The organism is Rhizobium sp. SVR5-2C, from assembly GCF_056755115.1.
On record NZ_JBNDHT010000130.1, the window covers coordinates 1 to 20,330 of the forward strand.

Here is a 20,330-nt window from a genome sequence, read left to right on the forward strand (position 1 = left end):
GTAGAATGTCATGACATCGGCAAGCGGGAGATAGGCAACCGCGGCATAGAAGAATGCGACATCCGCGGTCGTCAGCACCACGCGAAGGACGTGCAGTGGAGGACGCTCCACGCGAACGAGCGCGGCGGTTCCCTGCGCGACGATCATCGGCCCCAGAATGACAAAGGAGCCGAGCGACCGCACTACCAAAACCTGGCCGACAGAGAAGCTCGCAACCAGCCACTTGCCCATCGCATCATTCAGCGAGAACAGGAAGTCGCCGAGGAGCATCAGGAGGACCCCGGCGAGCACCGCATTGCCGGCGGCGCCGGTCGCGCGAACGTTCACGATGTTTCCTCCCAATCAGGCCATTTCGGTCGGCCTTTACCCGCTTTTGACAATATTGCAAGGCGGATGGCTTCCAACGTCCCGAATGCGCCGGGGATCGACCGGGTGACGACGCGTTCGCCCTTATCCAGCGCCCCGAATCGTTGCCAGTCAATCGGACTCCTATCAGCTGCCGAATGGCATTTCGTCTGGCCAATGTCGAAATGCGGCCTCACAATTCGTCTTCATGTAAATTGCTTTCAGGAGAGGTCGAATGAACGTGACGGACGACGAACTCGTTAGCTTCGAGGCGCACGGTGCGGCGCCGTTGCCGGTGGCTGACCGCGACGGCTTCGTCGAAAACGATGGTGCCGGGATCTGGCATGCCGCCTATGGCTCCGGCCCGGCTGTCATCTTGCTGCATGGCGGGCTCGGCAATGCCGGAAACTGGGGCTATCAGCTTCCAGCTCTCGTGAATTCCGGCCGGCAGGTGATCCTTATCGACAGCCGCGGGCATGGGCGCAGCACCCGCGACGAACGGTCGTTCAGCTATGAACGGATGGCATCGGACGTCCTCGCCGTCATGGATCACCTGAGGCTTCAAACGGCTGCGCTCGTCGGCTGGAGCGATGGCGCCTGCACGGCCTTGATCCTTGCCGACAAGCATCCGGAGCGGGTCTTCGGCGTCTTCTTCTTCGCCTGCAACATGGATCCGAGCGGCACCTTCGAGTTCAAGCCGACACCGGTTATCGACCGTTGCTTCAGCCGGCACCGTAAGGATTATCTGGCGCTTTCCGCAACGCCTAACGGGTTCGACGCCTTTGTCGCCGATGTGACGAAGATGATGCAGAGCGAACCGAACTATACTGCGGAGCAGCTCCAAGGCATCAGGGTCCCGGTTGCGATTGCGCTAGGGGAAAAGGATGAATTCATCCGCCGCGAGCATGCGGATTATCTGGCGCGGAACATCCCCGACGCCGAGCTCATTCTCATGCCCGGCGTCAGCCACTTCGCACCGCTGCAGCGACCCGAACTGTTCAACCGTGAAGTGCTCGGGTTTCTCGATAGACTCGGTTGAGGTTCAGAGACCGATTTCGCGCGCCCATGGCGGGTTTGCGCCAGCACGGGAGACGGTGACGGCCGCCGCCTTGGCGCCGAGAGACAACGCATTATGCAGCGCTTTCTCGTCGAGAGAGGCGACTTGGGTTTTGGTCAGCAGATTGTCCCTCTTCAGCGAAGCGAGAATGCCTGCGTCGAAGGTGTCGCCTGCACCGACCGTATCAACGACCGTTACGCGCTGGCTCGGAACCGCAACCTTGCGGTCCTTCGTGTAGCCCTCAGCGCCTTCCGCGCCCTTGGTGATGACGACGAGCTTGGCACCCTGCTTCAGCCAGAAGGCCGCCAGATCGTCATGGCTGCCTTCGAGGCCGAACCATGCGAGATCTTCGTCGGAGAATTTCAGAATGTCGGATTTAGCCGCCATGCGCTTGATGCGCGCCATGTGGGCTTCCTTGTTCTTGATGAAGCCGGGGCGAATGTTCGGGTCGAGCGAAATGATGCGCTTTTCCGCCTCCCGGTTAAGCAGCGCCTCATAGGTTTCGCCGCTGGGGCTCGGGATCAAGCTGATGGCACCGAAGTGCAGCGCCTCGCAATCGTCGCCAAGCGACGGGAGGTCCTCCGTCGTGATCATGCGGCCTGCCGTGCCTTCGTCATAGAACGCATAGGTGGCCTGACCGTTGACGAGCTTGACGAAGGCGATCGTCGAAGGGCGCGGCGTGATGGCGCAGAGGCTGTAATCGACATTGCTCGCCTTCAGCGTGTCGAGCAGGATTTCGCCCATCATGTCGTCGGCAATGCCGGTGAAGAAGGCGGTCGGCACGCCGAGCCTGCCAAGCGCAATCGCCGTGTTGAAGATCGCGCCGCCGGCATAGGGCGCAAAGCCCTGCTCGCCGAGCGTCGTTTCCCGCGGCAGCATGTCAATCAACGCTTCGCCACAGCACAAAATCATTCCGACCTCCCAGGCATTTGCGAATTTGGATGTTCAAATCGATTAAATAACTTCATGGCAAAAGCAAAGCGGCACTTCGCCTATTCTGCCCTAAAGCGACGAGATGCCGCCGTGGCGTGCGGACCAGGCGAGCGGCGCGTCCAGGAACGCCTCGACTTCGCTAAGCGTTTTCTCGTCGAAGAGCTTCTGCGCTTTCGCAACGGCAAGAACATCGCGCCACGTAGCGATGTAGTGCAGCTTCACTTTACCATCGGCAAAGCGCAGCGCGCCCTCATCGAAAATGCCGTAGTAGAAGAGCGCGATGCCGTGTTCGACCACGCCACCAGCGGCGCGGACGGCATCAATGAACTTGAACATGCTGCCGCCGGCAGTCGTCAAGTCTTCAATGACGAGGACACGCGAGCCCTCCGGCATGTTGCCTTCAATCTGCGCGTTGCGGCCATGACCTTTCGGCTGTTTGCGGACATAGATCATCGGCAGGCTGAGGCGATCGGCGAGCAGCGCGGCAAACGGAATGCCCGCCGTTTCGCCGCCCGCGATGCAATCGAACTGCTCGAAGCCGGCCTCGCGCAACACAATACTGGAGGCAAAATCCATCACAGTCGAGCGGACACGCGGAAAGGAGAGCAGCTTGCGGCAATCGATATAGACCGGGCTCGCCATGCCGGAGGCGAACTTGTACGGCTGGGCGGCGTTGAAGTGCACCGCCTTGATCTCCCAGAGCATCTTCGCCACGAGTTCCGCCATCACGGCGCGGTCGGTGAATGTCGTCTGGATCATCGCTCTCTCCTTTGCTCAAATCTATGGGGCCATAGCAGCAAGCACGGCAAGATTCCAGAACGGCGAACGCCTTGGCGCGAAGAATGCCGGCAAAAACGGCCTCTCCGGGCAGTGTCGTGGCATCTGCCAACCGGAATGGCTCTGTGGCAGGAGATGTCGCCTTCTTTCAGCTTGCACGGCCGCGCGACGGGCATATCGTTGTGGCATGGAACATATCGAAATCTTCCAACGGCTCGGTGTGGCGCTTGCGATCGGTCTGCTCGTCGGCGTCGAGCGCGGCTGGCAAGAGCGCGACATACGCGCGGGCGGGAGAACCGCGGGTATCCGTACATTCGGGCTCACCGGCTTTCTCGGCGGAATAGCCGGAACGCTTCATTCCATGACCGGCCCCTTCCTGCCCGCGACGATCGCGCTGTTGCTCGGCCTCGCCTATATCGCAGGCAAGTGGCAGGAAACACAGGAAGACGAGGACTACAGCATAACCTCTGTCGTGGCCGCACTCGTGGTTTTCGGGCTCGGCGCCCTTGCCGCTCTCGGTGATATCGTCACTGCGGCAGCTGGCGGCGTTGCAACAGCGGTAATCCTTGCTGCACGCCAGAAGCTGCACGGCTTTCTCAGAGGCTTGACATGGCGGGAGTTGCGCTCGGCGCTGATGCTGCTCGCCATGACGGTGATTGCGCTGCCGCTCCTGCCGGACAGGGCACTCGACCCTTGGGGTGCGCTCAATCCTTTCTCTCTCTGGGTGCTGACCATCACCATCGCAGCCCTTTCCTTTGCCGGCTACATCGCAATCAAGGCGACAGGCACGAGCCGAGGCATTCTACTGGCAGGAGCGGCGGGAGGGCTGGTGTCTTCCACCGCACTGACGCTCTCCTTTGCCCGGTACTCAAAGGAAGCGCCTGAGGGTTCGACCCATCTTGCGGCCGGAGCAGCGATCGCAGGCGCCTTGTCCTTTGCCCGCGTCCTGATTATCGGCGCCGCCTTGTCCTTCGACTTGCTTGCCCCGCTTGCGTCCGCCCTGATCCCGGCGATCATCGGCCTTCTGGTTGCAGGTCTCTATTGTGTCTGGCGCTCCGGCTCCGGAACCGAGGTGCCGGAAATAAAGCTGAAGAACCCCTTTGAGTTGCGGGCAGTTCTCTCCTTCGCGGCGCTACTCGGATTAATCAGCCTGGTATCGAAGATGACCATCGACTACCTCGGCGCGGCTGCGCTTTTTGCCGTAGCCGCGATCTCCGGTCTTGTTGATGTGGACGCAATCACGCTTTCAACGGCGCGGCTGGCGGGCTCTGCGATCAACGTCAAAACAGCCTCGGACGTCATCCTGATCGCGGTGGCCGTCAACACGGCGACGAAGGCGATTCTGGCCTCCACCGGCGGCGCGCGGCAATATGGGATCGCTTTGGGGCTGGCGTCGACCGTCGCCGTTGCCATGGGCGGCGTGGCCTATTTCGCGTTCCGCAGCTTTATCGGCGACTAACACGAGCCGCTATCGAGGAGTCCGCCGATATCGGCCGGCAGCATCCTCTTGTAGAGCGCCATCGCGGCCCGTCCTTCCTCCTCGCTGACCGAGATCGAATAGCGCACGGCCGCCGCCAGCAGATGCATCGTCAGCCGCGCAACCGAGAGCAATTCGTGCGCTTCACGCTTCGGCCAGAGCTTCGCCAGAACCGTGAATAGTCTCTGTGCGTGGAATTCCATGTCCTCGGCGTCGACCTGCTGCAACAGCTTGTCGGCCTGCGTTGCGTGCCAGATGTCGCGCATGACAGGCTCGCGGCGGAAAAAGTCATAATACTGATCAACGATGTTGCAGAGCGCCTGCTGCAGCGTTTCGGGGCTCGTCACCTTGGCCAACTCCTGCTCGACGCAGTGTCTGCCCTGCTCGTTGAAGCGCTCGGCGAGGGTTCGGATGATGGAGCTCTTGTCCGGGAAATACTGGTACAGCGCACCGAAGGAAAGTCCCGCCTTTTCGACGATTTCGCTCATCTTCAGGGCATCGCTGCCCCTTGTTTCGATCAGTTCGACCGCCACCGAGAGGATCTTCTCGAAACGGTCACGCCCCCGCTGCTGACGCGGAATCCGTCTCGGCTGGCCAGTCGGCTCCTGCTGTCTCTTGCGCTTGACCGCCGCCGGCTCCGGCATTCGCTGCTCCAATTTTCGATTGACTCTTAAAATAAGAGAGTTTATCTCATTAAGCAAATGAGAGAGTTTCTCTCTTTTTAGGAAGAGGATTCGACATGCAGAATGCGGAAATCATCCTTGTCGGCGGATCGGGCAAAACCGGCGGCCGTGTAGCGGCACGCCTCGAAAATCTCGGCCTCAAGCATCGCCTCGCCTCGCGGTCCACCGCCCGCCCTTTCGATTGAAATAAGACGACCTGGCCCGCGGCACTCGCAGGGGGCACTAGCGTATACGTTGCCTTTCAGCCCGATCTCGCCGTCGCGTGGGCGGCCGACGCTATCGGCGCACTGGCCAAGACAACCGTAGAATGCGGCCTGCGGCACATCGTGCTGCTGTCCGGCCGTGGTGAGGACGGCGCCGAGCGTAGCGAAGAGGTACTCAAGGCTTCGGGCATTGACTACACGATCCTGCGAGCCTCCTGGTTCTTCCAGAACTTCAGCGAAGGCGCGTTTGCGGAATCAATTGCTGCGGGAGAACTCGCGCTGCCGGCGGGTGAGGTAAAGGAACCCTTCATCGATGCCGACAACATTGCCGACGCCGCCGTTGCAGCACTGACCGATCCGCGCCATCGCGGCAAAACCTACGAGCTGACTGGACCTTGCGCGCTCACTTTCAGCGAGGCGGTTGCCGAGATTGCCGCAGCGTCCGGCAGGCCGATCCGCTACCGGCAGATAGCGATGGCCGAATTTAAAGCCGTCCTTTCCTTGGGCGGCATGCCGGAAGACGCAATTGATCTTCTGGAAGAGCTCTTCAGTCAGGTGCTCGACGGCCGCAATTCGCGCGTCATGCACGGCGTGAAGGAAATCCTCGGGCGGCCCCCGAAAGACTTCGGCCAATATGTCCGCGAGGCCGCGGCGACCGGCGTCTGGAGGGCATGAACATGGCGACGATCCTCATGCTCGCACTTGCGGCGGCGGCGATCGGCAGCGGTCTTGTTGCCGGTATCTTCTTCGCCTTTTCGACCTTCATCATGGTGGCCTTCGCCCGCATTCCGCCGGAGCAGGGAATCGCGGCGATGAATTCGATCAACGTCACCATCGTGCGCTCGCCTTTCATGGTGCTGTTCGTTCCGACCGCGATCCTGTGCGTGCTGATCGGCGTCCTAGCGCTCATCGATTGGCGTGGAAGCGCCAGCGTCTGGATGTTGGCTGGTGCGACGCTCTATGTCGTTGCATGCTTCATCTCGACCATCGTTTTCAACGTGCCGATGAACGATGCGCTGGCGAAAGTCAGCGGCAGCGGGGCAGAAGCGGTAAGCGTGTGGAATAGCTATCTGAAGGACTGGACGCGGTGGAACCATGTTCGCACCGCCGCATCGCTCCTTGCCGCAATCGCGTTCGTCCGGGCCCTGATGATCCTGTGATTGATCAAGCGCCGGACGGTGCTGTCCTCCCGCCACTCTTTAGCGGCAAGTGGCCGTGACCGCACAGTTAGCGTTCAACCTCCCAATGCAGGGGGAACATGGGGTCGAACACGGTCACCAGTCCGGCACCTGTTTCGACTTTTGCCGGAAACGCCACGGGTTTTTCACGCCTCACGAGCGTGATGCGCTCTTCGTTCGGCTGAAGGCCATACCAGGCGGGGCCGCTCAGCGAGACAAAGGCTTCGAGCTTTTCGAGCGCGTTTTCCTGTTCAAAGACATGCGCAAGGCAGCTCATAGTGTTAACCGACGTGTAGATGCCGGCGCAGCCGCAGGCGCATTCCTTCAGCGGATCGATATGCGGTGCCGAATCCGTGCCGAGGAAGAAGCGCTGGTCGCCGCTGACCGCTGCCGCACGCAACGCAAGCCGATGGTTTTCGCGTTTGGCGACCGGCAGGCAGTAATAATGCGGGCGAATGCCGCCGACGAGGATGGCATTGCGGTTGATGATCAGGTGATGTGTGGTGATGGAGCCTGCGAGGTTGGCCTTCGACGACTTGATGTAGTTGATGCCGTCGGCCGTCGTGACATGCTCCATCGTGACCTTCAGCTCCGGCAGGCGCTTGCGCAAAGGGTCCAGCACGGTTTCGATGAACACCGCTTCGCGATCGAAGATGTCGACCTCGGGCGTCGTGACTTCGCCATGCACGCAGAGCGGCAGACCGATCTTCGCCATGCGCTCCAACACCGGCATCGCCTTTTCCAGGTCGCGCACGCCGCCATGTGAATTGGTGGTGGCACCTGCCGGATAGAGTTTCACCGCCGTTATCAGACCGATTTTGTAGCCTTCCTCCACATCGTCGGCGCTCGTGTGCTCCGTGAGATAGAGTGTCATCAGCGGCTCGAAGCGATCGCCCTTCGGCAGGGCTTTCATGATCCGCTCGCGATAGGCTGCCGCGTCCGCCGTCGTCACGACCGGCGGCACGAGGTTCGGCATGATGATGGCGCGAGCGAAATCGCGGCTGGTATCGCCGATCACCCCTTCGAGCATGGCGCCGTCACGTAGGTGGAGGTGCCAGTCATCTGGACGGCGAATGGTGATCGATTGCATGCTGCGGCTCCGGCGGCTGGCCTATAGGTTCAGCCCCGGCATTATCACCCCTGTGCAGGCAATGGCAACATTTTGCCTCGGATTTTCAGACCGGCGGACCGTACTGGTTCGGGTCGGGCGTTCCTGGGCGGATATACCAGATGAGCAGGATGATCCAGCCGATCAGCGGGACGAGACCGACCAGAATCCACCAGCCGGAGTGGTCTATGTCGTGCAGTCGCCGGACAGCGACGGCAAGGCTGGGAAGCAGCACGCCGAGGCCATAGATTGCACCGAGGATTTCGTGGCCGAACAGCAGATTGTCGATGAATGCAACGACCAAAGACGCGATCACATTGAAGAGCGCAAACAACCAAAATTCCGGACGCCCGGCCCGGCCGCTGAAGACAGCGTATTTTGAGAAGACTGACGATACGGCTTCCGTGAAGTTCATGTCCGGCTCCCTCTGGCCCGCAGAACCTCCGCTGCAAAGCAGAAGTTGTATTCGGGTGAGGATGCACCGATTCTCCAGGCTCCGCAAGGCGAGCACGCCAGGCGCAATCACACAGGATCAGGCAATCTCGAGCGTGATATCGGCGGGACGGCGGTTGGCGAGGATCAGCCTGCCGTTCGGTAGGTCGTTGCCATAGACCTTGGCGCTCGCTTGCTCTTCCGTCAGCTTGTAGCCGCGCCAGCGCGCCCAGAGGCGCTCTTCCAGGACCTCGATCGGCGGGGCGAGCATGACGGTGTAGTCGAAGATGCCCTCGAGCTCCGCCCACTTGCCGAGGCTAAGCAGCAGATAGTTGCCCTCGACGATGATGAAGCGATGTTCCGGCGAGACGACGCGGGCAGAGGCGATCGCAAGTTCGCGCGAGCGGTCGAAGACCGGCACGAGAACCTCCTGATCCGCAGGCCTGACAGCGCGTATGATATCGAGGAAGCCGCGGACATCGAAGGTTTCCGGGATGCCCTTGCGGGCGAGCAGGCCGCGCTCGATGAGGATTGCGTTGTCCATGTGAAAGCCGTCCATGGGCAGCACTTCCGCGCTCTCGCCCCTCGCTTTCAGCGCCTCGGCCAGACCCTCCGCCATGGTGGATTTGCCGGCACCCGGCGGACCGGCGATGGCGATCAGGAACCGCCTTGCATCGCCGGCGCGTCTGATGACCTCGCCGGCGATGTTTTCAATCTCTTCGCTCATGCGGCGACCGTTTCCGCGGGAGGTGTCTTGGCGCCGGTCATGAAGGCGACGGCGTCGGACATTGTGTACTCCTTCGGATTGATAACCGTCAGGCGGCGACCGAGACGGTGGATGTGGATGCGGTCAGCCACTTCGAAGACATGCGGCATGTTGTGGGAGATGAGCACGATCGGCAGGCCGCGGGCCCGAACATCCAGGATCAGTTCCAGAACCCGCCGGCTTTCCTTGACGCCGAGAGCAGCCGTCGGTTCGTCCATGATGACCATCTTCGAGCCGAAGGCAGCCGCACGAGCCACTGCCACGCCCTGGCGCTGGCCACCCGAGAGCGTTTCCACCGCCTGGTTGATGTTCTGGATGGTCATCAGGCCGAGTTCGTTAAGCTTGCCACGAGCCGCCTTCTCCATTGCGGAATGATCGAGCTTGCGCAGGAACTTGCCCATGAAGCCCGGCTTGCGGATTTCGCGGCCAAGGAACATGTTGTCGGCAATCGAGAGGGCCGGTGACAGCGCCAGGTTCTGATACACCGTCTCGATGCCGGCCTTGCGGGCATCGATCGGCGAACGGAAATGCACCGGCTGCCCTTCGAGGCGGATTTCTCCCTCGTCCGCATGGATCGCGCCAGAGATGGCCTTAATCAGCGACGACTTGCCAGCGCCGTTATCGCCGATAACGGCAAGGATTTCGCCCGGGTAGAGATCGAAATCGGCGTGGTCCAGAGCCGTGACCCGGCCGTAACGCTTGACGAGGCCGCGCGCCGTGAGAATGGGTTCCTGAGCCATCAGCCTGCTACCTTTCTGATCCACTGGTCAATCGCGACGGCAGCAATGATGAGCACGCCGATCAAGAGATAAGTCCATTGCACGTCCGTCCCAAGCAGGCGCAGACCGAGCGAGAAGACGCCGACGATCAGCGCGCCAAAGAGCATACCCAGGATCGAACCGCGCCCGCCGAAGAGCGAGATGCCGCCGATCACCACCGCCGTAATGGATTCAATATTGGCGAACTGGCCCGCGGTCGGAGAGACGGAGCCGAGCCGGCCAATCAAGGCCCAGCCCGCGAGCGCACAGATCAAGCCCGAAAGAACGTAGACGGAAATCAGCATGCGCTTGACGTTGACGCCGGACAGCTGCGCCGCTTCCGGATCGTCGCCGACGGCATAAAGATGCCGGCCCCATGCGGTGTGGTTGAGCACGTACCAGAGCAGAGCCACCAGCAGCACCAGAACGATGACGCCATAGGTGAAGACCGCACCGCCGACACGGAACGTGTTGCCGAAGAACTGCAGCATCGGCGCATTCGCCTCGATGTCCTGCGCCCGAATGGTCTCATTCGCGGAATAGAGGAAGTTCGTCGCCAGCACGATCTGCCACATGCCGAGCGTGACGATGAATGGCGGCAGCTTCATGCGCGCAACGAGCAGCCCGTTGATATAGCCGCAGAGCGCGCCCAGAGCGAAACCGCCGAGAATGGCGATAGTCGGCGGAAAGCCGTAGCGGAAGACGAACTGCCCCATGACGACGGAAGAGAGGACCATGATAGCGCCAACCGACAGGTCGATGCCGGCGGTCATGATGACCAGCGTCTGGGCCGCGCCGACGATGCCGGTAATCGCGACCTGCTGCAGGATCAGCGTCAAGGCAAAGGCAGAGAAAAACTTGGTCCCGAGCAGGACCCCGAAGACGATCAGCGACAGTACCAGCACGATCAGCGACACTGTCGACGGGCTGGAGTGCAGGAAATGCTGGAACTTCTGAAGGGCTGTCCGCTCATGCGTGTCGAATGAGGCGACCTCGGTCGAACTGTCCCTGAGAACTTTTTCGTAGTCGTGATGCGGTGCGGCTGTTGTAGGCTCGCTCATGGATATTCCTCCCGCCTGTGCCCCATTTCCGGGGGCGCATCGCTGCCCGGCTTGCAGGGTCCGGTATTTTAGCGATTTCGATTAAGCTGCACCCAATTCGGCGTGCTGTCAAAGATGAGTCGGGCAGCGGGGGCAAGCGCGCCCCCGCCTTCGCATCGGCTGCGGCTTCCTAGCCCCAGCACTTGTCCATGCCTGCCTTGGTGTCGATCGATTCGACACCCGATGCGGGCTTGTCGGTCACCAGCGCGACACCCGTATCGAAGAAATTCTTTCCTTCTGTCGGCTTAGGCTTTTCGCCGCTGTCGGCGAACTTCTTGATGGCTTCCATGCCGAGCGCCGCCATCTGCAGCGGATACTGCTGAGACGTCGCGCCAATGACGCCTTCCGTGACGTTCTTGACGCCCGGGCAGCCACCATCAACGGAGACGATCAGGACGTCCTTGTCGCGTCCGACGGCCTTCAGGGACTGGAACGCACCGGCAGCGGCCGGCTCGTTGATCGTATAGACGACATTGATGGTCGGATCCTTCTGGAGAAGGTTCTCCATCGCGGTGCGTCCACCTTCCTCGTTACCGTTGGTGACGTCGTGGCCGACGATGCGCGAGTCGTCCTCGTCGCCGATCTTGTTGGGATCCTTCGTATCCATGCCAAAGCCCGTCATGAAGCCCTGGTCACGGAGGACGCCGACCGTCGGCTGTGCCGGGGTCAGGTCGAGGAAGGCGACTTTCGCATCCTTGGCGGCATCGCCGAGCGTTGCGGCGGCCCACTGGCCGATCAACTTTCCAGCAAGGAAGTTGTCAGTGGCGAAGGTGGAATCAGCCGCATCGATCGGATCGAGAGGCGTATCCAGCGCGATCACCAGAATTCCCGCATCACGCGCCTTTTTCACCACGGGAACGATGCCCTTGGTATCGGAGGCGGTCAGCAGAATACCTTTTGCCCCGTCTGCTATGCAGGTTTCGATGGCCGCCACCTGAGTTTCACTGTCGCCGTCGATCTTGCCCGCGTAGGACTTCAGCGTCATGCCAAGCTCTTTGGCCTTGGCAGTCGCACCTTCCTTCATCTTCACGAAAAAGGGATTGGTGTCGGTTTTGGTGATCAGGCAGGCGGAAACATCTGCCGCCATCGCCGGAGCGGAAAAGGCGACGCCGAGCGCAAGCGCGCCGAAAGCAAGAACTGATTTCTTCATGAACTCCTCCCACAGATTAGCCGGAACGCCCGCATGGCAGAACCGGAATATGAAAGCACGGGACGGCGCTGCGGATTGGTCAAAGGTCTCCCCCAAGGCCGTCCCTACCGTTGACGATCGCAATTAAGAGCGAAAACAAATTCGCTTGTCAATAAATAAATCTGATTGAATTATTAATTCCCTATGGCATGCTGACAAAAAATCAGGCATAGGCCAATGAACAGGAGGAGTGGCCAATGTCGTCCTTGGACGGTCCGGTGCAAGCACCGGCTCCACCACCTATTCTGAACCCCGCCGGAGGCGCGAACCAGATCAGGGTGCGCGCCTATAATGAGCGGCTTGTCCTTTCGCTGGTACGCCTCTACGGCTCCCTTTCGAAAGCCGATATCGCACGCCGCAGCGGTCTTTCCGCCCAGACCGTTTCCGTCATCATGCGGGAATTGGAGAAGGAGGGCCTGCTTTCAAGAGGCGAACCCGTGCGCGGCCGCGTCGGGCAACCGTCGATCCCGATGCTTCTCAACCCGGACGCCGTCTATTCCTTCGGGGTCAAAATGGGTCGCCGCAGCGCCGATCTGGTGTTGATGGATTTCGTCGGACGCATTCGCATGCAACTGCACCGGACCTATGCCTATCCATTGCCCGGCGAAATACTTGATTTTATCATCGCCGGCATTGGGGAGCTCGAAAGCAGGCTTGACGACAAGCAGCGAAGCCGTGTCGCTGGACTGGGCATTGCGGCTCCTTTCGAGCTTTGGAACTGGGCTGACGAGGTCGGTGCCCCGGAGGGCGCGATGGAGGTCTGGCGCGGGTTCGACCTGCAGGCCGAAGTTGCGGCCCGTGTCTCGCATCCGGTCTATCTGCAAAACGACGCGACCAGCGCCTGCGGAGCGGAGCTCGTCTTCGGCGTCGGCCCGTCCTATCCCGATTTCGTCTATCTTTTCATCGGCTCTTTCATCGGCGGCGGCATCGTCCTCAACTCGGCGATCTTCTCCGGCCGCACGGGCACCGCAGGCGCGATCGGCCCTCTCCCGGTCCGCGGCAAGAATGGTGAAAACCGTCAGCTTCTCGATATCGCCTCGATCTTCGTGCTTGAAAACATGCTGCGCGAGAAGGGCATCGACCCTCAGCCGCTCTGGTATTCCGCCAACGACTGGGTGGATTTCGGCGAACCGATGGAAACCTGGATCCAGGATACGGCGAAAGCGCTGGCGCAGGCGATCGTCGCTGCAGCCTCGATCATTGATTTCAGCGCCGCCGTCATCGACGGCGGCTTCCCCGGCTGGGTGCGCAAGCGTATCGTGCATGCGACCATCCAGGAAGCGGCGAAGCTTGACCTGCAGGGCGTCGTCATGCCGGAGATTATCGAAGGCGCGGTCGGGGCCCAGGCACGCGCCATCGGCGGAGCGAGCCTGCCGATTTTCGCCCGCTATCTGACCGATCAGAATGTACTCTTCAAGGAGATCGAGAATGCTGAAGGGGCTTGATCCTCTCTTGAGTCCGCAATTGCTTGCGACGCTACGAGAGATGGGCCACGGCGACGAAATCGCCATCGTCGACGGCAATTATCCGGGTGTCGAGCATGCGCGCCGGCTGATCCGCCTCGACGGCCACGCTATCGTGCCTGTACTCGACGCCGTTCTCAGCGTCCTGCCGATCGACGACTTCGTGCCGGAAGCGATCTTCCGATCGACGGTGAAATCCGAGCGCGACAAGCTCGACCCCGTGCACGAGGAGATGATCGATTGCTGTGCCAAGCACGAGCCACATCGCCAAGTGACGCCACTCGTCGGCCAGGATTTCTATAATCGCGTACGTGCCGCCCACGCCGTCATCCAGACGAGCGAGCCGCGCCTCTACGCCAACATTATCCTGCGCAAGGGGGTCATCTATCCGAAAGCCCCCGGCGAGGACGTCAAGACGACGGCAGAGCCTTTCGACTACTAGAGCGGCTCAGCTTTTCACGGAATCACGGAACCGCTCTATCTCTTTGTTTTCACGCAATTCCGGACGGAAAACCGCTGCGTACTTTTCCTGGAATTGCTAACGCTCAAATCTCGCCCGCCTGCGGTCCCCAGACGTCCGTCAGAGCAAAACCGCCAGGATGCGGATCGAAGGGGTCGAGCGCCACCTGCGACAGGCCGAAGGTGAAGCCGCGGCCGGTGATCGTCGGAATGATCGCAGGGCGGCCCGCGACTTCGGTGACCGCCTGCAGGCCGACCTCGAATTCCGAGCCGATGATCGAACGCGACTTGAAGACGTCGCCGACCTTGGCGGTGCCGCGGGCATAACGCGTGGCGAGGTTGGCGGAATTGCCGGTGCCGCAGGGCGAGCGGTCGGCGCGGCCGGGCCACATGGTCGTGCAGGTGCGTACCGTGCCGTCTGCTTCGAGATCGCGGAACATCACATAGGCAACGCCCGAGATGGCCGGGATTTCCGGATGCACGACCGGCACGGCACGGTTGATGAGGTCTTTCAGGATCATGCCGGCCTGGACAAGGGCCGCGGCATTGGCCTTCTCGATCGTCAGGTTGATCTGACCGACATCGACAAGCGCATAGAAGATGCCGCCATAGCATATATCGACCTTGATCGTGCCCCAATGCGGCGTCTCGACCGGCACGTCGAGTTCATGCACGAAGGAGGGCACCATGGTGAGCTTCACCTTTTCACAGCGTCCGTCGCGGCAGGTCGCGACCGCCTTGACGAGACCGGCAGCCGTTTCCAGCGTGACGACGGTTTCCGGCTCCTGCATTTCGACGATTCCGGATTCGAGCAGCGCTGTGGTCACGCAGATCGAGTTCGAACCGGAACTCGCATGCGCCTGATCCGGTTGCAGGATGATGAAGGCAGCATCTGCATCGGGGTGCTTCGGCGGCAGCAGCAGGTTGACGGAGCCGATCGGGGCGCCGCGCGGCTCCAGGCAGAGGAAGCGGCGAAGCTCCTGCCCCTTCGGATCGCTGTTCAGCCAGGCAAGCTGCGCGGCGACTGTCTCGCCAGGGATCTTCGGCACGCCGCCGATCGCGACCTTGCCAATTTCGCCTTCCGCATGGACATCCAGAAGCTGGATCGTGCGCTTCCATCTCATCGTTCAAACTCCAAAATCAAACGTGGCGCGTGATGCCGCCATCGACGCGGATATTCTGGCCGGTGATGTAGCCGGCGCCGTCAGAGAGCAGGAAGGCCGCAGTCTTGGCGATTTCTTCCATGTGGCCGATACGCTTCATCGGGATCTTCTCGGCAGTTTCCGGCTTGTGGTTGAGGCTGTCGATATAGCCGGGAAGGATGCAGTTCATGCGGATGTTGTCAGCCGCATAGCGATCCGAATAGAGCTTGGTAAACGCGCCCGCTGCTGCGCGGTAGGTACAGGAAACAGGAAAGATCAGCGACGGCTCGTAGGCGGCGAAAGTCGTGATGTTGACGAAGGCGCCCTTGCCTTGCTTCAGCATCACCGGTGTCACGAGCCGCGCCATGCGCACCAGCGAAAGCACCATCATGTCTGAACCGAGGGTCCAATTCTCGTCGGTGATGTCCAGGAGGTCGCCCTTGGGCGGATGGCCGGTGTGGTTCACCACCGCATCGATGCGGCCATAGGTCCTCATTGTCAGGTCGAAGATCGCCTGAATGTCCTCTGCCTTTTCCGCGACGCCGCGGGAGGCGACGCCGCCGAGCTCCGCCGCCAGCTTTTCGCAGCTTTCGGAAGGCGACATCAGTGCCAGGCGGTAGCCTTGTGCGGCGAGCTCGCGGGCGATTGCCTCGCCCATGCCCCGGCCGCCACCGGTAATCAGCGCTACGGGTTTCGCATTATCCGGCATCGGTTTCCTCCTAGTATCGATCAATGCGGAAAGGGGTCATGCCGACCGCAGGCTCGGCCCCTGTCACCATATCGGCGATCAACCGCGCTGTCGTTGCCGAAAGCGTCAGGCCGAGATGACCGTGGCCGGTCGCATACCAGACGCCAGGCACCTTCGATGAAGGCGAGATAATCGGAATCGTGTCCGGCAACGCGGGGCGGTGGCCCATCCACTCGGACGCCTCTTCGATTTTCAAACCCGGCAGCGCGCGCTGTGCATGCCGTACCAGCACGCGCGCCCGGCGGAAATCCGGTGGTGCTGCAAGACCCGCAAGTTCGACATTCCCGCCGACGCGAATGCCTCCTGCCGTCGGCGTTACCATGAAGGCACGATGCGGCCAGATGACCGCATAACGCATGGAGATGCCGGGTTTCATGACCTGCGTATGATAGCCGCGCTCAGTTTCGAGCGGGATCGGCTCGCCGAGCCTTTCGGCAAGCGCGCGTGTATGCACCCCAGCTGCCAGCACGACAGAGTTTACCTCAATGGCCCTACCATCCTCGAGCAACACGACTGCAGCCCCACCCGGCTTGCGTTCGATGTTGCGCACCGCGCCGGAGACGAAGCGCGTGCCTGCCGCCTGGGCGGCATCCGCCAATTTGACAACCAACTGGTACGGATCGCGGATGGATTTGTTGTCTGGCAAAAGCACGGCCTTTGCGATCGAAGGCGAAAGTTCCGGCTCGTAGTGCCGGATCGCGCCGCCGTTCAGCACCTCGAAATCGAAGCCGTAGCGCTGCATCATCTCGATATGACCGCGATCGGCGGCAAATTCGGCCTCGGTCTCATAGATCGCGAGGCAGCCCTCCTCCGTCATCAGCTCCGGCGCGCCGATCGCAGAAAGCATGGCGCGGAAATCGCCAAGTGCCTGGCGAGTCAGGCTCATGCCTGCATCTTCGATCTCGCGAAGGCGGGATGGACGTCCGGCCGCAATGAAGCGTAGGAACCAAGGCAGCATTTTCGGCGCGTAGGATGGACGCAGCCAGACCGGCCCCTCGGGGTCCATCAGCCAGCCTGGAATTCTCTTCCACGTCGCCGGGCCGGAGCCCGCGGCGAAGTCAAGCGCAATACTGGCCATGTTGCCGTAGGAGGTGCCGCGGCCGGGCTCGCCTTTATCGATCAATGTCACCTGGAAGCCGCGCCGCTGCAGTTCGAAAGCGATCGAAGCGCCGATCACGCCCGCACCGACAACGGCCACGGTCGGCCTGATTTCATTGCTCATGTCATCATCCATCAGAGGCAACGGCTTCGGGCCGCGATTTGCCTCTGTGATATATCAGAACTGCACGAATGCCTATGGGAAATTTTATTGCGTCGGCAAGCCGGCGCCGACCGTATCTCCGACCGAGCCCGCGGTATTTTCCATGGACTGGCCGAGGCGTTTCAGCTGGGCATTGTAGTTACGTCGCGTGCGCCGATCAAAGATCGCAATCGGCGTGCTGACGGCGACGCTCGTCGCACTTCCGACGGTTTGTGCCGCGCCGATCGCGACAGCGCCAACCGCCTCCCCGAGGCCCACCCGCGAATCGGTAATCGTCTGGCCGGCAATCAGCCGGTCGCCGATCAGTTTCACGACCTCCGGGCTTTCAGCGAATTTGCCATGGTTCAGCCTGTCGCCGCCCTTGAGCTTGGTGAGATCGAGGACAGTGATACCCGCCGCCTCGAGCTTGCTGCGATAAGGCTCCACGGAAGGATCAATCTGGCCAAGGCGATCGACGTTGCCGGAAATGCGGCGTGACAGCGCAAGAGCCCGGTCGTCCTGCGAAACGAAGATGGTGAAGTGGGGCCGCTCCTTGCCAAGGCTGGCGAACTGGCGGCCGAAGACGTCGACATCGAGATCAGGCGAGGCAAGGATGACGTTGTTGATCTTGCTTGCAACATGCCCGTCGCGGATCGCCATCTGGCGCAGCGCCTCGACCGTCAGCCAGGTGCCCATCGAATGGGCCATGATGGTGATATCGCCGACCGCAGGATTTTGGGCAGCGCGGTGCAGCAGCTCTTCCAGCGCGTCGCGGGAATAGTTGGTGCTTTCCTTGTCGTAATTATAGTCGAAGATGCTGCCGCGTGATGGCCAGGTGAAGACGACCGGGGCGACGTCCGCGTGCGAATCGTGAACGATCTGCGCGAAGCGGTAGACCGAATCTTCGTAGAGATTGTTGAAGCCGTGGACGAAGATCAGCACACGGCGGCTCTTCGGCATATGGTTCTTCAGCCAGACCTCGCCGGGCTTTTCGCCTTCCAACGGATCGACCGACACGGTAACAAAATCACGAAGCGGATCTGCCGGCAGGCGCTTCGGCCATTGCACCTGACCGATCTTGCGGTTGGCATCCGGCGGGATAGACACCTCGACGGCATTTAGCATCAGGCCGGAGCCACGCTCGCCGGAAAAGAGAACGGCCGGATCTTTGTCCGGTGCGCGGGTGGTTGCGACGAGAAGATCGACTTCGGACGTGCCGGGCTGCGCTGATCCGACCGGCGTCATCACGCCGATATGCCGCCCACCGCAGGCTGACAACAAGAAGGTGGCGAGCGTTACGCTCACAAGCGTCTTCCGCATCGCCGCCAATCCATCAAACATCGCCTACCCTAAACATCGGCGCCTGACCGGACGCGCTGGATGGCGGCCTAATAACCAGCGGGCGCAATGGGAGTCAAATAAGGCAGCCGCCTGCGGACGATAGCTTCGCGGATTGGAATTGGTGTTTGGAGGTTGAAATAGAAAAGAGCCCGGCGCGGGAGGAGGTGCACCGGGCTCTTGATCCTGACTGGTTAACTGGGAGGAGGAGTGTTACCAGTCGAAGTAAGGAGCGCTGGGAGGAGGAGTGCGCTGCTTACGAGGCTATGAATACCCAATTAATTTCATCGGGAATAGAGATATTACCGCAACGCAGCAATGCACTTTTCGCATGGCTTAACGGAGCAATATTGCAAAGCCGCCTCATTTTGCAGCAATTTTGGATCGGGGGTTAAATTATTGCGCAAAATATGACCGCATAAAGTCGATGTCTTCCCGGTCTGCCAATCACCCCGCGGTTTCGAGATGAGATAAAATAGAATCGGCCGCGGAAAGCCGCGGCCGATTCAAATTGGCGGAGCAGATCAGGCAGCCTTGAAGAGCTTCTTGCCTTCGCCGTCGAGCGCCTTGAACTCTTCGTCGGACAAGGCGATATCCACGGCAGCGACGTTCTCTTCCAGATGCTTCACCTTGGAAGTGCCGGGGATAGGCAGCATCACGGGGCTGCGCTTCAGCACCCAGGCCAACGCGATCTGGCTTGGCGCTGCATTGTGCTTCTTTGCGATCGTATCGAGTAGCGATCCCGGCTTTGCGAGATCCCCCGCAGCCAGCGGATACCAAGGGATGAAGCCGATTTTGTGTTTTTCGCAGTAGTCCAGCACATCTTCACTGGTGCGGTCGACGAGGTTGTAACGGTTCTGCACGGTGGCGACCTTGAAGTGCTTCGAAGCCGCCTCGATATCGGCAACCGAGACTTCGCTGAGACCGGCATGCCGGATGATCTTTGCATCGAGCAGCGACTTGACCGTGTCGAACTGTTCCTTTGCCGGCACTTTCGGATCAATGCGGTGAAGTTGCCAGAGATCGATCTGCTCGACGCCGAGATTGCGAAGGCTCTTGTGCGCCTGCTGGATCAGATATTCCGGACGGCCGAGCGGCAGCCAGATGTCGGGGCCATGCCGTGTGAGCCCGCCCTTGGTGGCGACAATCATTTTGCTATAAGGATGAAGCGCTTCCCGGATCAGTAGCTCGGAAACATCCGGGCCATAGGAATCGGCCGTATCGATGAAGTTGACGCCAAGTTCCGGCAGGCGCTTCAGCGTACGGATGGATTCGTCGTGGTCTGCCGGATCACCCCAGATGCCTTCGCCGGTGATGCGCATTGCGCCGAAGCCGAGGCGATTGACCTCGATATCACCGTCGATCTTGAAGGTGCCGGATTTTGCTGCGTTCAAGGCGGGCATGGTCTTTCCTCTCGTTGATCAAAAAGCTCAAAGTCGGTGGAGCTTGACGTTGATGGTGCGGCCTCTGCGACGCCTGCGTACATAGGGCATCATGGCTTGCATGACAGTAACGAGGCCGAAGACATTTGCCCTCAAACCACCATGGGCCGCAAACGGAAGGCGCCAATCTCTAAAGCCGGGTTTTTGCCGTCTCGCCGAATTCCGACAGGACCGCCCACAGATCGGCAAAAATGCTCCTGGCGAAAGCTTCGAGCGGCGCCCCTGGTGAGCGTTCCTGCCAGAGTTCGCCGCCCACGCGCAATGCGCCAATGACGATTGCCGAGAGAAGCCGCATGCGAATACGCGCTTCCTTGCTGTCGCCGGCTCTTAGCGCCAATGCTTCCGTCAATTTCAGCTCGAGTTTCGCATATTTCAGCTGATCACGCGCCTTTAGTGCCGGTGTGCAGCGGACGAGTTCGCCCACGGCAAGACCGCGTTCATCGGCGGAAGCGACGATGGTTTCTATGAGCGCTTCCTCCACGGTCTTCAGTC

The 20,330-nt window shown here is 60.8% G+C and carries 20 protein-coding genes and 2 pseudogenes; 6 read left to right on the top strand and 16 right to left on the bottom strand.

Annotated elements, in window-relative coordinates; genetic code table 11:
• A pseudogene (locus ACPYOI_RS27760) lies at nucleotides 1–270 on the bottom strand (EamA/RhaT family transporter); the annotation flags it as partial.
• Between the two features lie 310 nt (nucleotides 271–580).
• On the opposite strand from ACPYOI_RS27760, the gene ACPYOI_RS27765 reads away from it, so the two are divergent.
• Nucleotides 581–1,384, top strand: coding sequence for an alpha/beta fold hydrolase (locus ACPYOI_RS27765; RefSeq protein WP_481415972.1), 804 nt, complete (start codon nucleotides 581–583; stop codon nucleotides 1,382–1,384).
• Nucleotides 1,385–1,387: 3 nt separating this feature from the next.
• On the opposite strand, the gene ACPYOI_RS27770 is transcribed toward ACPYOI_RS27765, so the two are convergent.
• Nucleotides 1,388–2,314 (bottom strand): carbohydrate kinase family protein, encoded by a 927-nt coding sequence (locus tag ACPYOI_RS27770; RefSeq protein WP_481415973.1) that lies wholly within the window; start codon nucleotides 2,312–2,314, stop codon nucleotides 1,388–1,390.
• Between the two features lie 90 nt (nucleotides 2,315–2,404).
• Nucleotides 2,405–3,094: an orotate phosphoribosyltransferase gene (locus ACPYOI_RS27775; RefSeq protein WP_481415974.1), complete on the bottom strand. Its 690-nt coding sequence runs from the start codon at nucleotides 3,092–3,094 to the stop codon at nucleotides 2,405–2,407.
• Between the two features lie 205 nt (nucleotides 3,095–3,299).
• Between ACPYOI_RS27775 and ACPYOI_RS27780 the strand changes: the two genes are divergently transcribed.
• Nucleotides 3,300–4,571 carry an MgtC/SapB family protein gene (locus ACPYOI_RS27780; protein ID WP_481415975.1) on the top strand — a complete coding sequence of 424 codons (1,272 nt, stop codon included), beginning with the start codon at nucleotides 3,300–3,302 and terminating at the stop codon, nucleotides 4,569–4,571.
• Here ACPYOI_RS27780 and ACPYOI_RS27785 read toward each other — a convergent pair.
• Nucleotides 4,568–5,233 (bottom strand): TetR/AcrR family transcriptional regulator, encoded by a 666-nt coding sequence (locus tag ACPYOI_RS27785; protein WP_481415976.1) that lies wholly within the window; start codon nucleotides 5,231–5,233, stop codon nucleotides 4,568–4,570. The genes ACPYOI_RS27780 and ACPYOI_RS27785 overlap by 4 nt on opposite strands.
• Before the next feature lie 95 nt (nucleotides 5,234–5,328).
• On the opposite strand from ACPYOI_RS27785, the pseudogene ACPYOI_RS27790 reads away from it, so the two are divergent.
• Nucleotides 5,329–6,150, top strand: a pseudogene (locus ACPYOI_RS27790) (NmrA family NAD(P)-binding protein).
• A 2-nt stretch (nucleotides 6,151–6,152) separates the two neighbouring features.
• The gene (locus ACPYOI_RS27795; protein WP_481415977.1) at nucleotides 6,153–6,635 is read left to right on the top strand and encodes an anthrone oxygenase family protein; all 483 of its coding nucleotides are present in this window, start codon (nucleotides 6,153–6,155) and stop codon (nucleotides 6,633–6,635) included.
• A gap of 67 nt (nucleotides 6,636–6,702) precedes the next feature.
• Here ACPYOI_RS27795 and pyrC read toward each other — a convergent pair whose 3' ends face one another.
• The 6 genes from pyrC to ACPYOI_RS27825 all read right to left on the bottom strand — a co-directional run bounded on the left by pyrC (nucleotide 6,703) and on the right by ACPYOI_RS27825 (nucleotide 11,967).
• Nucleotides 6,703–7,743: a dihydroorotase gene (gene pyrC, locus ACPYOI_RS27800; protein WP_481415978.1), complete on the bottom strand. Its 1,041-nt coding sequence runs from the start codon at nucleotides 7,741–7,743 to the stop codon at nucleotides 6,703–6,705.
• An 85-nt stretch (nucleotides 7,744–7,828) separates the two neighbouring features.
• The gene (locus ACPYOI_RS27805; protein WP_481415979.1) at nucleotides 7,829–8,176 is read right to left on the bottom strand and encodes a DUF805 domain-containing protein; all 348 of its coding nucleotides are present in this window, start codon (nucleotides 8,174–8,176) and stop codon (nucleotides 7,829–7,831) included.
• A 117-nt stretch (nucleotides 8,177–8,293) separates the two neighbouring features.
• Nucleotides 8,294–8,920, bottom strand: coding sequence for a nucleoside triphosphate hydrolase (locus tag ACPYOI_RS27810; protein ID WP_481415980.1), 627 nt, complete (start codon nucleotides 8,918–8,920; stop codon nucleotides 8,294–8,296).
• On the bottom strand, nucleotides 8,917–9,699 hold the full coding sequence (locus ACPYOI_RS27815; RefSeq protein WP_481415981.1) for an ATP-binding cassette domain-containing protein: 783 nt from the start codon (nucleotides 9,697–9,699) through the stop codon (nucleotides 8,917–8,919). Before ACPYOI_RS27815 ends, ACPYOI_RS27810 begins: the two co-directional genes overlap by 4 nt.
• Nucleotides 9,699–10,778 carry an ABC transporter permease gene (locus tag ACPYOI_RS27820; protein ID WP_481415982.1) on the bottom strand — a complete coding sequence of 360 codons (1,080 nt, stop codon included), beginning with the start codon at nucleotides 10,776–10,778 and terminating at the stop codon, nucleotides 9,699–9,701. Before ACPYOI_RS27820 ends, ACPYOI_RS27815 begins: the two co-directional genes overlap by 1 nt.
• Before the next feature lie 169 nt (nucleotides 10,779–10,947).
• Nucleotides 10,948–11,967: a substrate-binding domain-containing protein gene (locus ACPYOI_RS27825; protein WP_481415983.1), complete on the bottom strand. Its 1,020-nt coding sequence runs from the start codon at nucleotides 11,965–11,967 to the stop codon at nucleotides 10,948–10,950.
• Nucleotides 11,968–12,203: 236 nt separating this feature from the next.
• Here ACPYOI_RS27825 and ACPYOI_RS27830 point away from each other — a divergent pair, with 236 nt between their 5' ends.
• A complete protein-coding gene (locus tag ACPYOI_RS27830) occupies nucleotides 12,204–13,451 on the top strand; it encodes an ROK family transcriptional regulator (protein ID WP_481415984.1) in 1,248 nt (415 codons plus the stop codon).
• Nucleotides 13,435–13,911 (top strand): RbsD/FucU family protein, encoded by a 477-nt coding sequence (locus ACPYOI_RS27835; protein WP_481415985.1) that lies wholly within the window; start codon nucleotides 13,435–13,437, stop codon nucleotides 13,909–13,911. The genes ACPYOI_RS27830 and ACPYOI_RS27835 overlap by 17 nt, the downstream gene beginning before the upstream one ends.
• Before the next feature lie 103 nt (nucleotides 13,912–14,014).
• Here the strand turns inward: ACPYOI_RS27835 and ACPYOI_RS27840 are convergent, their stop codons facing one another.
• The 6 genes from ACPYOI_RS27840 to ACPYOI_RS27865 form a co-directional block, all read right to left on the bottom strand.
• The gene (locus tag ACPYOI_RS27840) at nucleotides 14,015–15,052 is read right to left on the bottom strand and encodes a 4-hydroxyproline epimerase (protein ID WP_481415986.1); all 1,038 of its coding nucleotides are present in this window, start codon (nucleotides 15,050–15,052) and stop codon (nucleotides 14,015–14,017) included.
• Between the two features lie 16 nt (nucleotides 15,053–15,068).
• Nucleotides 15,069–15,779 (bottom strand): SDR family oxidoreductase, encoded by a 711-nt coding sequence (locus tag ACPYOI_RS27845; RefSeq protein WP_481415987.1) that lies wholly within the window; start codon nucleotides 15,777–15,779, stop codon nucleotides 15,069–15,071.
• Between the two features lie 10 nt (nucleotides 15,780–15,789).
• Nucleotides 15,790–17,040: an NAD(P)/FAD-dependent oxidoreductase gene (locus ACPYOI_RS27850; RefSeq protein ID WP_481423626.1), complete on the bottom strand. Its 1,251-nt coding sequence runs from the start codon at nucleotides 17,038–17,040 to the stop codon at nucleotides 15,790–15,792.
• Between the two features lie 84 nt (nucleotides 17,041–17,124).
• A complete protein-coding gene (locus ACPYOI_RS27855; RefSeq protein ID WP_481415989.1) occupies nucleotides 17,125–18,378 on the bottom strand; it encodes an alpha/beta hydrolase in 1,254 nt (417 codons plus the stop codon).
• A 542-nt stretch (nucleotides 18,379–18,920) separates the two neighbouring features.
• Nucleotides 18,921–19,799 (bottom strand): aldo/keto reductase, encoded by an 879-nt coding sequence (locus ACPYOI_RS27860; RefSeq protein ID WP_481415990.1) that lies wholly within the window; start codon nucleotides 19,797–19,799, stop codon nucleotides 18,921–18,923.
• 169 nt (nucleotides 19,800–19,968) lie between these two features.
• Nucleotides 19,969–20,330, bottom strand: a 362-nt coding sequence (locus ACPYOI_RS27865) for an acyl-CoA-like ligand-binding transcription factor (RefSeq protein WP_481423627.1), incomplete at its 5' end; no start/stop codon positions are given.